10 protein-coding genes are annotated in these 14,521 nt (G+C 61.6%); all 10 read left to right on the top strand.

All coding sequences use genetic code 11. The annotated features are described in order from the left end of the window. Positions 1–131 precede the first annotated feature (131 nt). The 10 genes from H8F22_RS09125 (at position 132) to glgX (ending at position 14,521) form a co-directional block, all read left to right on the top strand. Positions 132–578, top strand: coding sequence for a DUF411 domain-containing protein (locus H8F22_RS09125; RefSeq protein ID WP_027923479.1), 447 nt, complete (start codon positions 132–134; stop codon positions 576–578). Then, on the top strand, positions 578–1,012 hold the full coding sequence (locus tag H8F22_RS09120; RefSeq protein WP_194939991.1) for a YqaA family protein: 435 nt from the start codon (positions 578–580) through the stop codon (positions 1,010–1,012). Before H8F22_RS09125 ends, H8F22_RS09120 begins: the two co-directional genes overlap by 1 nt. Positions 1,013–1,097: 85 nt before the next feature. Next, positions 1,098–2,123 carry an alpha/beta fold hydrolase gene (locus H8F22_RS09115; RefSeq protein ID WP_027923477.1) on the top strand — a complete coding sequence of 342 codons (1,026 nt, stop codon included), beginning with the start codon at positions 1,098–1,100 and terminating at the stop codon, positions 2,121–2,123. A 13-nt stretch (positions 2,124–2,136) separates the two neighbouring features. Next, positions 2,137–3,090 (top strand): D-2-hydroxyacid dehydrogenase family protein, encoded by a 954-nt coding sequence (locus H8F22_RS09110; protein ID WP_194939990.1) that lies wholly within the window; start codon positions 2,137–2,139, stop codon positions 3,088–3,090. Between the two features lie 568 nt (positions 3,091–3,658). Then, positions 3,659–5,245 carry a glycogen synthase GlgA gene (gene glgA / locus H8F22_RS09105; RefSeq protein WP_027923475.1) on the top strand — a complete coding sequence of 529 codons (1,587 nt, stop codon included), beginning with the start codon at positions 3,659–3,661 and terminating at the stop codon, positions 5,243–5,245. Positions 5,246–5,258: 13 nt separating this feature from the next. Further along, positions 5,259–7,055, top strand: a complete 1,797-nt coding sequence (gene treZ / locus H8F22_RS09100; RefSeq protein WP_194939989.1) for a malto-oligosyltrehalose trehalohydrolase — start codon at positions 5,259–5,261, stop codon at positions 7,053–7,055. Next, entirely contained in the window at positions 7,052–9,130 is a 2,079-nt protein-coding gene (gene malQ / locus H8F22_RS09095) for a 4-alpha-glucanotransferase (protein WP_027923473.1), read from the top strand. Before treZ ends, malQ begins: the two co-directional genes overlap by 4 nt. Next, entirely contained in the window at positions 9,127–11,904 is a 2,778-nt protein-coding gene (locus tag H8F22_RS09090) for a malto-oligosyltrehalose synthase (protein WP_194939988.1), read from the top strand. The genes malQ and H8F22_RS09090 overlap by 4 nt, the downstream gene beginning before the upstream one ends. A 21-nt stretch (positions 11,905–11,925) precedes the next feature. Next, positions 11,926–12,258 (top strand): DUF2934 domain-containing protein, encoded by a 333-nt coding sequence (locus H8F22_RS09085; protein WP_194939987.1) that lies wholly within the window; start codon positions 11,926–11,928, stop codon positions 12,256–12,258. A 103-nt stretch (positions 12,259–12,361) separates the two neighbouring features. Next, on the top strand, positions 12,362–14,521 hold the full coding sequence (gene glgX, locus H8F22_RS09080; RefSeq protein ID WP_027923470.1) for a glycogen debranching protein GlgX: 2,160 nt from the start codon (positions 12,362–12,364) through the stop codon (positions 14,519–14,521).

The raw sequence follows: 14,521 nt of genomic DNA, 5'->3' as shown, positions 1-14,521 counted from the left end.
AGCTCGCTCCCTCAGGGTTTTGCATTGGCTGCATTGTCTTTGCATTACTTGGAAACAATCTCGCCCCTCATCCGTGGCTAAACTGGTCAAAATGCCTCTTTTTTTGACCGCCACCGAGTCGAGACCTTCCCATGCGAACCCCTCTGCGTCTGGCCGCCCTGAGCGTCCTTTTTATATCCTCCCTGGCTCAGGCCGCCGACCTGATCCCCATCGAAGTGCACCGCGACGCCAATTGCGGCTGCTGCAAAAAATGGATCAGCCACCTCGAAGCTAACGGTTTCAAGGTTGAAGACCACGTCGAAACCAACATGAGCGAATTCAAGCAGCAGCACGGTGTGCCACCGCGTCTGGCGTCGTGCCATACCGCGCTGATCAATGGCAAGTTCGTCGAAGGCCATGTCCCGGCGGACCAGGTGGTGGCGCTGAGCAAGCGTGACGACCTGCTGGGCGTTGCCGCACCCGGTATGCCCATGGGTTCGCCCGGGATGGAAATGGATGGCATGAGCGATGCCTATCAAGTGATCGGCCTGAAAAAGGACGGCAGTGATGTGGTGGTGGCGGACTACCCCGCCCATTGATGTCCGGTGCGTACCTCGGGCTGTTTCTCGCAGCGTTCGGTGCCGCGACGCTGCTGCCGCTACAGTCCGAAGCGGTGCTGGTGGGGTTGTTGCTCAGCGACCGGTATTGGCTTTGGTCGCTATTGGCGATCGCCACGTTGGGCAACGTACTCGGTTCGTTGGTGAACTGGTGGTTGGGACGCAGTATCGAACGGTTTCGCGACCGACGCTGGTTTCCGGTCAGCCCTCGTCACCTGGAACAGGCTCGACAGCACTATCAGCGCTACGGCCATTGGTCTTTGCTGCTGAGCTGGGTGCCGATTATCGGTGACCCGCTGACGCTGGTGGCCGGCGTCATGCGCGAACCTTTGGGACGATTTCTGCTGATGGTGACCCTGGCCAAGGCCGCCCGTTATGGCGTGCTGGCCCTGGCCACGCTGGGCTGGATGGGTTGAACGATCGAGCGCGGCGATTGCCTGTGTTTAATGTCGCCCTAATCAGGCCGTTCCAGCATCGGCAGGTTTTCTTTGGAGTTCACCCATGCCCCTCGCCCTCTCCCGCTGGCTGCCCAGCCTGCTGCTGACCGCCGCACTGCCCCTCGTCGCCCACGCCGACGGGCCGGAATACGGCCCTCAATTGCAGGGCTTCGACTACCCCTACACCGTCAAGCATTTCGCCTTTGAGTCCCAAGGCAAATCCTTGCAAATGGGTTACATGGACGTCGCCGCCCATGGCAAGGCCAATGGCCGCAGCGTGGTGCTGATGCATGGCAAGAACTTTTGCGGTGCGACCTGGGACAGTTCGATCAAAGCCCTCAGCGAGGCGGGCTATCGGGTCATCGCCCCGGACCAGATCGGTTTCTGCACCTCGAGCAAACCCGAGCACTACCAGTACAGTTTCCAGCAACTGGCAACCAACACCCAGCAACTGCTCAAAGCCCTTGGCATCCAGAAAGCCAGCCTTCTCGGCCACTCCACCGGAGGCATGCTCGCTACCCGCTATGCGCTGCAATACCCCGAGCAGGTCGAGCAATTGGCGTTGGTCAATCCCATCGGCCTGGAAGACTGGAAAGCCCTCGGTGTGCCCTACCGCACCGTCGATCAATGGTACTCGCGTGAGCTCAAACTCAACGCCGACGGCATCCGCACCTATGAGCGCAACACCTATTACGGTGGCCGCTGGAAGCCGGAATTCGATCGTTGGGTCGACATGCTCGCCGGCCTGAACAAAGGCCCGGGGCATACGCAGGTCGCGTGGAACTCGGCGCTGATCTACGACATGATCTTCACTCAACCGGTGTATTACGAATTCAAAGACCTGAAGATGCCGACGCTGTTGCTGATCGGGACTTCCGACACCACGGCCATCGGCAGTGACATCGCCACGCCTGAGGTCAAGGCGAAGCTCGGTCACTACGACGTGCTGGGCAAACAAGTGGCAAAACTGATTCCACAGTCGACCCTGATTGAATTCCCCGGCATGGGCCACGCGCCGCAAATGGAAGAACCGGCGCAATTCCACAAGGCCTTGCTCGACTGGCTGAACAAAACCAACCCCGTTCATTGATGAGGTAAGGCTGATGGCGGTGCAGATTGCGGTGATCGATGACTGGCAGGACGTCGCACGCGACGTGGTGGACTGGTCGGTGCTGGACAGCGTTGGCGAGGTGAGTTTCGTCCATGACTACCCCACCGACAACGAAACCCTGGCCGAGCATCTGGGTGCCTTCGAGGTGATTTGCGTGATGCGCGAACGCACCCGGTTCGATGAGGACCTGCTGCGTCGGTTGCCAAAACTCAAGCTGCTGGTGACTGGCGGTATGCGCAATGCGGCGCTGGACTTCAAAGCAGCCGCTGCATTGGGGATTCAGGTCTGCGGCACCGACAGCTACAAACATGCTGCACCGGAACTGACCTGGGCGCTGATCATGGCAGCGACCCGCAACCTCGTGGCCGAAGCCAACGCCTTGCGCGCGGGTTTTTGGCAGCAGGGCCTGGGCGGTGACTTGCACGGCAAAACCCTGGCCATCCTCGGGCTCGGCAGCATCGGCAAGCGCGTCGCCCAGTTCGGGCAAGTGTTCGGCATGCGGGTGATAGCCTGGAGCGAGAACCTGACCAGCGAGGCGGCTGCCGAAGTCGGCGTGACCTATGTCAGCAAGCAGGAACTGTTCGAGCAGGCCGACGTGCTGTCGGTGCATCTGGTGCTCAGCGACCGCAGCCGTGGCCTGGTCGACGCCCAGGCGCTGGACTGGATGAAACCCACGGCACTGCTGGTCAATACCGCCCGTGGACCGATTGTGGATGAGGCAGCGCTGATCAAGGCGTTGCAGAAGAATCGCCTGGCCGGTGCGGCGCTGGATGTGTTTGAAGTGGAGCCTCTGCCTGAACATCATCCGTTCAGGACGCTGGAAAATGTGCTGGCGACGCCGCATGTGGGGTATGTGAGCCGGCAGAACTACCAGCTGTTCTTTTCCCAGATGATCGAAGACATTCAGGCGTGGTCGGCGGGTAAACCCATTCGGTTGTTCACCTGATACCGAGTTTTCGTTCTTCGCGAGCAGGCTCACGCCTACAAGGGACCGCATACCCCTGTAGGCGTGAGCCTGCTCGCGATGAGGCCATCAAATACCCCCATCAACCCGAACCAAACGCACCGCAACAGTGCACCCCCTCCCTCCCAATTCGCCCATTTTCGTGACTCACCAGTCCCATTTTGACCCACCCCCAAAAATAAACCTGCCCTTCGTCGGTGCGTTTCCCCCTGCGCGCGCGGTTCTTTTACCCTCTTGAAACTGATTGTCGAACAATTTCACCAGATGACCCGCCCCGCTCTAGGATCTGGCCTAGACTCAATTTCGCGAGGTAAAACCGGTCGGTCATCTGGTTGTAAAAAACTCGAAACTTTCAGTCCTGGCCAGGGGTCAGGTTAAAGGTAGGGCTAACGCGACTGGTGCATTCCTTGCAACGGCCCCTCCAACCCATCTGCTTCACCGCATTGGGCAGCATTTGCCACGATGCGTGCGCGTTTGCGCCCGGCCACAGGAATTGGCCACACCGTTTGTGCCAGACCTAAGCTTTAGATCAACACCACGGGAGATTCATATGATTAGTGCGGCTTTAGATATTCAGGGAGAGCGTGCTCATCAGCAGGTCGGCGAATCGAGCGCCGTCAATGCACCGAGCGCGCACCCCATCAGCGTCCCGGGAACCAAGACGCTGGCACCGGCTGCCAGTCAGAATCCAAATAGAAAGAAAGTGTTGTTCGTCACCTCCGAAATTGCCGACCTGGTCAAGACCGGCGGCCTGGGCGACGTCTCCGCCGCCCTGCCACGGGCCATGGCGCAGTTGCACGATGTGCGGGTGCTGATTCCCGGTTACCCGCAAGTGCTGCACAGCGAAAACCCGATCCACATCATTGGGGAACTGGGTGGGCACGCCGCACTGCCGCCCTGCAAGATCGGGCGCATGGACATGCCGGACGGTCTGGTCATCTACGTGTTGATCTGCCCCGAACTCTACGAGCGTGAAGGTTCGCCCTACGGCGCCAACAATGGCCGCGACTGGCCAGACAACCACATTCGCTTCGCCCGCCTGGGCCTCGCCGCCGCCGATATCGCCGCCAATCTCGCACAAATTCATTGGTGCCCGGATCTGGTGCACGCCCATGACTGGCCTGCGGGCCTGGCGCCGGCCTACATGCACTGGCGTGGGCAGCGCACCCCAACGTTGTTCACCATTCATAACCTGGCCTATCAAGGCGTCACCAGCCTCGGCTCCTGCCCTGAACTGGGAATTCCCGCGCACGCCCTGCAACAGGAGGGTATGGAGTTCTACGGCAAGATGTCGTTCCTCAAGGCCGGCATGGCCTACTCGAGCCACATCACCACCGTCAGCGCCACCTACGCCCAGGAAATCACCACACCGGCCTTCGGCTGTGGTCTGGACGGTTTTCTCGCTGCCAAGACCCAGCAAGGCCTGCTCAGCGGTATTCCCAACGGTATTGATGAAAGCTGGGACGCGGCCACGGATTCGCACCTGTTCCGCCCGTTCAGCATTGGTGATTGGGACGGCAAAGCGGTGAACGCCGCGCACGTACGCGAATTGTTCGGCCTGGCCGATTCCGAAGGTCCGCTGTTTGCCGTGGTTTCGCGCCTGGTCTATCAAAAAGGCCTGGACCTGACCGAAGCGGTCTCCGAGTACATCGTTAAATCCGGCGGGCAGATTGCAATCATCGGCCGTGGCGAACCGGAAGAAGAACAAGCGATGCGTGAACTGGCCCTGCGTTTTCCAGGACAGATCGGCGTGCGCATTGGCTTCAACGAGACCGATGCCCGACGCATGTTCGCTGGCAGCGATTTCCTGCTGATGCCTTCGCGCTACGAACCCTGCGGCCTGAGCCAGATGTACGCCCAGCGCTTCGGCTCGTTGCCGGTCGCGCGCAACACCGGCGGCCTGGCTGACACCATTGAAAATGGCGTGACCGGCTTCCTCTTCGATGAATCCACCGTCGAGAGTTATCAGGAAGCCCTGAGCCGTGCGTTCAAGGTGTTCGCCTTCCCCGACCTGCTGCATGCCATGCGGTGCCGGGCCATGGCTGCGCCGTTCAACTGGTGCAAGGCAGTGGAACCCTACGCCGAACTCTACGAACAACTTGTGGCCAAGGCCTTGGGTAAATCAGGCCGACAGTAAGAGGTTTTCAACGATGCCGTTACGGACCCTTGAGACCTGGCCCCACGGCGCAATCATGCTGGACGCAGAGCACACGCGTTTTGCCTTGTGGGCGCCGGATGCGTTTTACGTCAGTGTCGAACTGGAAAATGGACAATCCTTGCCGCTGTTGCCTCAGGTTGACGGCTGGTTCGTGATCAAGACCCGCTGCCCCGCGGGCACCCGCTACCGTTACAACATCGATGGCGAGCTGGAGGTGCCGGACCCGGCCTCTCGCGCGCAGGCCGGCGATATTGGCAGCCACAGCGTGGTGGTCGATCCGCTGGCTTATCGCTGGCAACACAATACCTGGCAGGGCCGGCCATGGAACGAGGCGATCATCTACGAGCTGCACGTCGGTGTGCTCGGTGGTTTCAGTGCGGTCGAGCAACACTTGTCGCGCCTCGTCGAACTGGGCATCACCGCCATCGAGCTGATGCCGCTGGCGCAATTCCCCGGTGATCGCAATTGGGGCTACGACGGCGTCTTGCCCTACGCGCCGCAGGCGTCCTATGGCTCGCCGGAACAACTCAAGCACCTGATCGACACCGCCCATGGCCTTGGCCTGGCGGTGATTCTCGACGTGGTCTACAACCACTTCGGCCCGGATGGCAATTACCTGCACCGCTACGCCAAGGCCTTTTTCCGCGAAGACAAACACACGCCGTGGGGTGCGGCCATCGACTTCCGGCAGCGCGAGGTGCGGGATTTCTTCATCGACAATGCGTTGATGTGGTTGCTGGAGTACCGCTTCGACGGCTTGCGCCTGGATGCGGTGCACGCCATTGAAAGCCCGGATTTCCTTGAAGAGTTGGCGCAGCGCGTTCGCCAGCAAACCGAACCCTCGCGCCATGTGTGGCTGATGGTGGAAAACGAGCACAATGAGGCGAGCCTGCTGGAAAAAGGCTTCGACGCGCAGTGGAACGATGACGGCCACAACGCCCTGCATGTGTTGCTGACCGGTGAAACCGACGCCTACTACGCCGATTATGCCGAGCAGCCGACCGAACAACTGGCCCGCTGCCTGAGCCAGGGCTTTGTGTTTCAGGGCCACCTCAATCGCCACGGCACGCCGCGAGGTGAGCCCAGTGGTCACTTGCCGCCGACCGCCTTCGTGCTGTTTCTGCAAAACCATGACCAGATCGGCAACCGTGCGTTAGGTGAACGGTTGCATCAACTGACTCATCCCGATGCGCTCTACGCGGCCACCGTACTGCTGCTGTTGTCGCCGATGATCCCGCTGATGTTCATGGGGGACGAATTCGCCGCGCAGGCGCCGTTTCTGTTTTTCACCAGCCACCACGGTGAACTCGCAGAACTGGTGCGCGAAGGTCGACGCAATGAGTTTGCGGCATTCAGCGCCTTTGCCGATCCGCACAAACGTGAACAGATTCCGGACCCGAATGCGCCCCGGACCTTCGACGTGTCGCAACCGAAGCTGGGGGCCAGCGCACTGCCGTCCATTCACGACCTGTACCGCCGCCTGTTACAGCTGCGCCATCAGCACCTCATCCCTCGCCTGCCCGGTGCCCAGGCATTGGGCGCCGACGTGCTCGGCCACGGGGCGGTGAGCGCTCGCTGGCGACTGGGCGATGGCAGTGAGCTGCGCATTGACCTGAACCTCAGCGACACGCCAGTGGTCCACACCCCACAGGCCGACACGATCTTGCTGTTCGAACACCCGCCCCACTCGGCCGGCCTGTTGCACGAGGGCAAACTTGCCCCGTATTGCGCGCTAGTCAGTCTCACGGCCGCAGCCCCTTTGCTACCCCCGGATGGAGAGCGCCTATGAGCGATGCGCAACTTGAAATACTGGCCAGCCGCGCTGGCCTGGCCGTCGACTGGATCGACGCCAATGGCCGCCCGCAAAAAGTCGGCCCGTCGGTGCTGCGCGCCGTGCTCACCGGCCTCGGCCACCCGGCCGGCAGTGCCCAGGAAATCGACGCGAGCCTGCTGGAACTGCAAGCCGTCCAGCAGACCCACCGCCTGCCGCCGCTGTTGACGGTCGATGTCGGTGCCGGTCTCGATCTGGCGCGTTACTTCGAGCCCGAAACCCCGTGCGACATTCACCTCGAAGACGGTTCGAAGATCTACCTGAAACTCGATGCAAAAGCAGTGTTGCCGGGGCTGATTCCGGTCGGCTACCAGCACGTCAGCATCGACGGACAATCCTTCACCCTGGCGGTGGCGCCCGAGCGCTGCTACAGCGTCGGCGACGCAGTCGACAATCCGATTCCGCGCACCTGGGGCCTGAGCGTGCAGCTGTACTCCCTACGACGGGCCGGCGATGGCGGTTTCGGCGACACCCAGGCGCTGGAAGACCTTGCACGGGTAGCCGGTGAACGCGGCGCCGAGGCGTTGGCGATCAGTCCGTTGCACGCCATGTTCGGCAGCGACACCCAGCGGTACAGCCCCTATTCCCCTTCCAGCCGTTTGTTTCTCAACAGCCTGTATGCCGCGCCCGGTGCGATCCTCGGCGAGCGCGCCATGCGCGCGGCGATTGACGCCACAGGGCTTGCCGCCGAACTGCAAGCGCTTGAAGAACGGCCGCTGATTGACTGGCCCGTAGCCGCACGAGCCAAACACCGCATTCTGCAGGCGTTGTACGAAGGCTTCGTCCACGGTGAACATCCCTTGCACGAAGACTTCAGCAGCTTCCGCCATGCCTCGGGCGAAGCACTGGAAAATCATTGCCGCTTCGAAGCCCTGCAAGAGGCCCGCGCCGCCAAAGGCGAGAGCCTCGACTGGCGCGAATGGCCCGAGCAATGGCGCGACCCGCGCAGCGCTGCCTTGGCCGAATTCGCTGAAGAGAACGCCGCACGCATCGGTTTCTTCGCCTTCTGCCAGTGGCTGATCACCCGTTGCCTGGAGCGCGCGCAAACCGCGGCCCGCGGTGCCGGGATGAGCATTGGCCTGATCGCCGACCTCGCGGTGGGCGCTGACGGCGGTGGCAGTCAGGCCTGGAGCCGCCAGGACGAATTGCTCGCCTCGCTGACAGTGGGTGCGCCGCCAGACATCCTCAACCGGACCGGCCAGGGCTGGGGCATCTCTGCGTTTTCGCCAGAAGGTCTGGTGCGCAATGGATTCCGTGCGTTTATCGAAATGCTCCGCGCCAATTTCGCCCACGCCGGCGGTTTGCGGATCGACCACATCATGGGCCTGCAACGCTTGTGGGTGATCCCGAACGGCGCACTGCCCCGCGATGGCGCCTACCTGTACTACCCGGTTGACGACTTGCTGCGTTTGCTCACGCTCGAGTCCCACCGTCATCAAGCGATTGTGCTGGGCGAAGACCTTGGCACCGTGCCGGATGGCCTGCGGGAAAAGCTCATTGCACGTTCGATCCTCGGCATGCGCGTGCTGTTGTTTGAACAGGACAACGCCCACTTCAAACCGATCCTCGACTGGCCGGACAACGCACTGGCGACCACCAGCACCCATGACTTGCCGACGCTCAATGGCTGGTGGCACGGCCGCGACATCGACTGGAACGCACGGCTCGGCCTGACCGACGCCAGCAGTGAAATCGAGTGGCGCCAACACCGCGAACGCGAACGCGAAGGCCTGCGCCGCGTGTTGAGCCAGGACCCACAGAACTTTCGCGAAGAGTCCCACGAAACCGATCAGGTGCTCGACGCCAGTGTCCGTTTCCTCGGGCATACCCGCGCGCCGTTGGTGTTGCTGCCGCTTGAAGATGCCTTGGGCATTGAACAGCAGGCCAACTTGCCCGGCACCATCGACGCCCATCCCAACTGGTCACGACGCCTGCCCGGCGACAGCGAAGCCCTGCTCGATGACCCGGACGCGGCCCGACGCCTCGAATTGCTCGCCTGCGCGCGGCTTCAGGCGGGCGAGCGTGACCAATGACCGCGTCGAATATCCAACCGCTGCGGGCGACCTTGCGGCTGCAGTTTCATAAAGGCTTCACCCTCGATCAAGCAGTGCCGCTGGTGCCGTACTTCGCCCGACTGGGCATCAGCCACGTCTACGCTTCGCCGCTGCTGGCCGCGCGCGCCGGATCGATGCATGGCTACGACGTGGTAGACCCGACCACCGTCAACCCCGAACTGGGTGGCGAACCCGCACTGCGACGTCTGGTCAGTGCCCTGCGCGAACAGCGGATGGGGCTGATCCTCGACATCGTCTCCAACCACATGGCCGTCGGTGGCGCGGATAATCCGTGGTGGCTCGACTTGCTGGAATGGGGGCGCCTGAGTCCGTTCGGCGAGTTTTTCGACATCCAATGGCACTCGCCGGACCCGTTGATGGAAGGTCAGCTGTTGCTGCCGTTCCTCGGCAGCGACTACGGCATCGCCTTGCAGGACGGCACCCTGCCCTTGCGCTTCGATGCGCAGGACGGCAGCTTTTATGTGCAGCACTACGACCACCGTTTCCCGATCTGCCCGATGAACTACGGCGAGTTGCTGCCCACCGAGGTCGAACCGCTGAAGTCACTGGCGGAACGCTTCACCACCCTGAGTTACCAGACCGACGCGCACAGCCTGGCGGTGCCACTGAAAGCCGAATTGCGCGAACTGGCCAACGATCCTTCGCTGCTCAAGTCCATCGAACAGCACCTCGGCGCTTACGACTCGCTCACACCCGACGGTTTCCAACGCCTGCACAACGTGCTCGAACGCCAGAGCTATCGTCTGGCCAGTTGGCGCACCGCAGCAGATGACATCAACTGGCGTCGTTTTTTCGATGTCAACGAACTGGGCGGCCTGCGCGTCGAACGCCCCGCCGTGTTCGAAGCCACCCACGCAAAAATCTTCGAACTGGTGGCTGAGGGGCTGGTGGACGGTCTGCGCATCGACCATATCGACGGCCTCGCCGATCCCCGTGGCTACTGCCGCAAATTGCGCCGCCGGGTCGATCGCCTGTCACCGGGGCGGCACTTGCCAATCTACGTCGAGAAGATCCTCGGCGAAGGCGAAACCTTGCACCGCGACTGGTCGGTGGACGGCACCACCGGTTACGAGTTCATGAACCAGTTGTCGCTGCTGCAACACGATCCGCAAGGCGCACACACCCTCGGCGAACTCTGGCAGCGCTACAGCGAACGGCCGGCCGACTTCCAGCAGGAAGCGCAACTGGCGCGGCAGCAGATCCTCAATGGCTCGCTGGCCGGTGATTTCGAAAGTGTCGCCCAGGCCTTGCTGCAGGTGGCCCGGGACGACCTGATGACCCGCGACCTGACCCTCGGTGCGATCCGCCGGGCGTTACAGGAATTGATCGTGCACTTCCCGGTGTACCGCACCTACATCAGCCCCCGTGGCCGCTCCGCTGAAGACGATGTGTTTTTCCAGCAGGCCATGGACGGTGCACGCCACACCCTCAGCGAAGCCGATTGGCCAGTGCTCGATTGCCTGGCCGGTTGGCTCGGCGGCGAACCGTGGCGCAAACGTCCGGTGGGTCGCCAGCGCAAGATGCTCAAGCATGCCTGCGTACGCTTTCAGCAACTGACATCGCCGGCTGCCGCCAAGGCGGTAGAAGACACCGCGTTCTATCGCTCGGCGGTATTGCTGTCACGCAATGACGTGGGGTTCAGCACCGAACAGTTCAGCGCCCCGGTGTCGGACTTTCATGGGGCCTGCGCCAATCGCCTGGCCGAATTCCCGGACAACCTGCTGGCCACCGCCACCCACGACCACAAACGCGGCGAAGACACCCGCGCACGCCTGGCGGTGTTGAGCGAACGCAGCGCCTGGTACGCCGAGCAAGTCCCGCTCTGGCGCACGCTCGCCCGACCGCTGCGCGACGACGACCACATGCCGTCTACGGGCGATGAGTTGATCCTGTATCAGGCGATCCTCGGCAGTTGGCCGCTGACCCTGCACATTGACGATCAACCAGCGCTGGCGGATTACGCCAAACGCCTCTGGCAGTGGCAACAAAAAGCCCTGCGCGAAGCCAAACTGCAAAGCAGCTGGAGCGCGCCGAACGAACCGTATGAACAGTCGATGCAGGGGTTTATCGAGCGACTGTTTCTGGCGCCTGAAGGTGAGCTGTTACGTGCCGCCCTCGGCAAAGCCGTTCAGGCCATTGCGCCTTCCGGCGCCATCAACGGCTTGGCGCAAACCTTGCTGCGAATGACCGTGCCGGGGGTGCCGGACCTCTATCAGGGCAACGACTTCTGGGACTTCAGCCTGGTCGATCCGGACAACCGCCGGCCGGTGGATTACGCCAGTCGTGAACGAGCCCTTCAAGCGACACCGGAGGGGCCCGAACTGTTGTCGAGCTGGCGTGACGGGCGCATCAAGCAGACGCTGATCGCCGAGGTGCTGCACCTGCGCGCCGAGCATGCCGAACTGTTTTCCCGAGGGCGCTATCAGGCCCTTGAAGTGATCGGCAGTCAGGCCCATCGGGTGCTGGCATTTGCCCGCGTGCTGGAGGGAAAACGCGCCATCGTGATCGTCCCGATACGCTGCGCCGAACTGCTGAAAAACAGTGCCCAACCACAGATTGATGCGCCGCTGTGGGGCGATACACGGGTCAAATTGCCGTTCGCCTCCTCCGATGAAAATCTGAAGGGACTTTTTTCCAGCGTCGCAGTCACAAAAAACAGGGAGCTGAACATCAGCGCCGCGCTGGGGGTTGTCCCGGTCAATCTCTTTATCCAACTCTTTACCCAAGCTTGAGTTCAGTTCAGGAGCATTGCGATGAGTACCGACGATAAACGCGTTCGCGAATTTGCCTATCAGATCTGGGAATCGGAAGGAAAACCCGAGGGTCAGGAAGCCCGCCACTGGGAGATGGCGCGCAAGCTGGCCGAAGCGGAAGCCCTGGCACCGAAAAAAACACCGAAGGCCAGTGGCAGTAAAACCGCTGCCAAGCCTGCGGCAGCCAAAGGCAATGGCGCACTGGACGGTAAAGCCAGCGTCGCCAAACCGAAGGCCAAGGCCAAACCCGCAGCGGCGTCGAAAGTGATCCCGCCGGGTGAAAAAGCCGTCGAGAAGAAGCCTCGCGTGGCGAAAAAACCACCGATAACCTGACGCGCCAACCGAATTGTCCTGATCGCAAACGTGGCGAGTTCGCTCGCCACTGAGGGCGCGCTCGCCCTCGAAAAACACCCGATTCTTTCTTGCAGGAGCACGTATGACCACGCCAAAAAAATCCGCGCCAGAACCTCACGCCGAGGCTTCGCGAATCCGTGAAGGCTTGCCCTTCCCGCTGGGCGCAACCTGGGATGGTCTGGGGGTCAACTTTGCCTTGTTTTCCGCCAACGCCACCCGCGTCGAATTGTGCATCTTCGACGACGCCGGCGAAGTGGAGCTTGAACGGATCGAACTGCCCGAATACACCGACGAGATCTACCACGGCTACTTGCCGGACGCCCATCCGGGGCTGATTTACGGTTATCGCGTCTACGGCCCTTACGACCCGGCCAATGGTCATCGTTTCAACCCCAACAAATTGCTGATCGACCCTTACGCCAAGCAACTGGTCGGTCAGTTGAAATGGTCCGAAGCGCTGTTCGGCTACACCATCGGCCACCCCGACGCCGACCTCAGTTTCGATGAACGCGACAGCGCGCCCTTCGTGCCCAAATGCAAAGTCATCGACCCGGCGCACACCTGGGGCCACGACCATCGCGTCAGCGTGCCGTGGGACAAAACCATCATTTACGAAACCCACGTGCGCGGCATCAGCATGCGTCACCCTTCCGTCCCCGAGAACGTGCGTGGCACCTTTGCCGGGTTGATGGTCGATGACGTGCTGGAACATATCCGCAAACTCGGGGTGTCGTCGGTTGAGTTGCTGCCGATCCATGCGTTCGTCAATGACCAGCACTTGCTGCACAAAGGCATGACCAATTATTGGGGTTACAACAGCATCGCCTTCTTTGCCCCGGACCCGCGCTATCTGGCCAGCGGCAAGATAGCCGAGTTCAAGGAGATGGTTGCGCACCTGCACGAAGCCAACCTGGAAGTGATTCTCGACGTGGTCTACAACCACACCGCCGAGGGCAATGAACAAGGGCCGACCCTGTCCATGCGCGGCATCGACAACGCCTCATACTACCGCTTGATGCCCGACGACAAACGCTTCTACATCAACGATTCCGGGACCGGCAACACCCTGGACCTGAGCCATCCGTGCGTCTTGCAAATGGTCACTGACTCCTTGCGCTACTGGGCGACGGAAATGCACGTCGACGGTTTCCGCTTCGACCTGGCGACCATTCTCGGGCGCTACCACGACGGTTTCGATGAACGTCACAGCTTCCTCGTGGCCTGTCGTCAGGACCCGGTGCTGCGCCAGGTGAAGATGATTGCCGAACCGTGGGATTGCGGCCCCGGCGGCTATCAGGTCGGCAACTTCCCGCCGGGCTGGGTGGAATGGAACGACAAGTTCCGCGACACCGTGCGCGCGTTCTGGAAAGGTGATGACGGCCAACTCGCCGATTTCGCCAGCCGCATGACCGCCTCGGGCGAGATGTTCAACCAGCGCGGCCGCCGGCCTTATGCCTCGTTGAATTTCATCACCGCCCACGACGGCTTCACCCTCAACGACCTGGTGTCGTACAACGACAAGCACAACGAAGCCAACGACGAGAACAATCAGGACGGCAGCAACAACAACCTGTCCTGGAACCATGGTGTCGAAGGCCCGACCGACGATCCCGAGATCAACGAGTTGCGCCAACGGCAAATGCGCAACTTCTTTGCCACGCTGTTGCTGTCCCAGGGTACGCCGATGCTGGTGGCCGGCGACGAATTCGCCCGTACTCAGGAAGGCAACAACAACGCCTACTGCCAAGACAGCGAGATCGGCTGGGTCAACTGGGACTTCAGCGAGGACGGCAAGGCCCTGCTCAAGTTCGTCAAACGTCTGATCAAGTTGCGCCTGGCCTACCCGATCCTGCGTCGCGGGCGCTTCCTGGTGGGCAATTACAACGAGGACATCGGGGTCAAGGACATCACCTGGCTCGCGCCGGACGGCAGTGAAATGTCCCAGGAACAATGGGGCGAGGCCCACGGCCGTTGTCTGGGGATCTTGCTTGATGGCCGCGCTCAGGAAACCGGCATCCGCCGCAAAGGTGCTGACGCGACCCTGTTGCTGGTGGTCAATGCGCACCACGATATCGTCAACTTCACCTTGCCGGAAGTGCCGGACGGCGGGTTCTGGACCTGCATGATCGACACCAATCAACCGTCGATTCGCGGGCAGGAACGCTTTGAAATCGGCCACGAATATTCAGTGACCGGGCGTTCGCTGCTGCTGTTCGAATTGCAGCATGAGGAAGAAGAGTGA

The sequence above is a fragment of the Pseudomonas mucoides genome, assembly GCF_015461845.1.
GTDB lineage: Bacteria > Pseudomonadota > Gammaproteobacteria > Pseudomonadales > Pseudomonadaceae > Aquipseudomonas > Aquipseudomonas mucoides.
This window is presented reverse-complemented; position numbering and strand designations above follow the sequence as displayed.

What these genes read in the sequence shown, in the direction of transcription:
- H8F22_RS09085 (WP_194939987.1), top strand. Translation starts at nt 11,926, where the DNA reads ATGAGTACCGACGATAAACGCGTTCGCGAATTTGCCTATCAGATCTGG.
- glgA (WP_027923475.1), top strand. Translation starts at nt 3,659, where the DNA reads ATGATTAGTGCGGCTTTAGATATTCAGGGAGAGCGTGCTCATCAGCAG.
- malQ (WP_027923473.1), top strand. Translation starts at nt 7,052, where the DNA reads ATGAGCGATGCGCAACTTGAAATACTGGCCAGCCGCGCTGGCCTGGCC.
- H8F22_RS09125 (WP_027923479.1), top strand. Translation starts at nt 132, where the DNA reads ATGCGAACCCCTCTGCGTCTGGCCGCCCTGAGCGTCCTTTTTATATCC.
- glgX (WP_027923470.1), top strand. Translation starts at nt 12,362, where the DNA reads ATGACCACGCCAAAAAAATCCGCGCCAGAACCTCACGCCGAGGCTTCG.
- treZ (WP_194939989.1), top strand. Translation starts at nt 5,259, where the DNA reads ATGCCGTTACGGACCCTTGAGACCTGGCCCCACGGCGCAATCATGCTG.
- H8F22_RS09090 (WP_194939988.1), top strand. Translation starts at nt 9,127, where the DNA reads ATGACCGCGTCGAATATCCAACCGCTGCGGGCGACCTTGCGGCTGCAG.
- H8F22_RS09120 (WP_194939991.1), top strand. Translation starts at nt 578, where the DNA reads ATGTCCGGTGCGTACCTCGGGCTGTTTCTCGCAGCGTTCGGTGCCGCG.
- H8F22_RS09110 (WP_194939990.1), top strand. Translation starts at nt 2,137, where the DNA reads ATGGCGGTGCAGATTGCGGTGATCGATGACTGGCAGGACGTCGCACGC.
- H8F22_RS09115 (WP_027923477.1), top strand. Translation starts at nt 1,098, where the DNA reads ATGCCCCTCGCCCTCTCCCGCTGGCTGCCCAGCCTGCTGCTGACCGCC.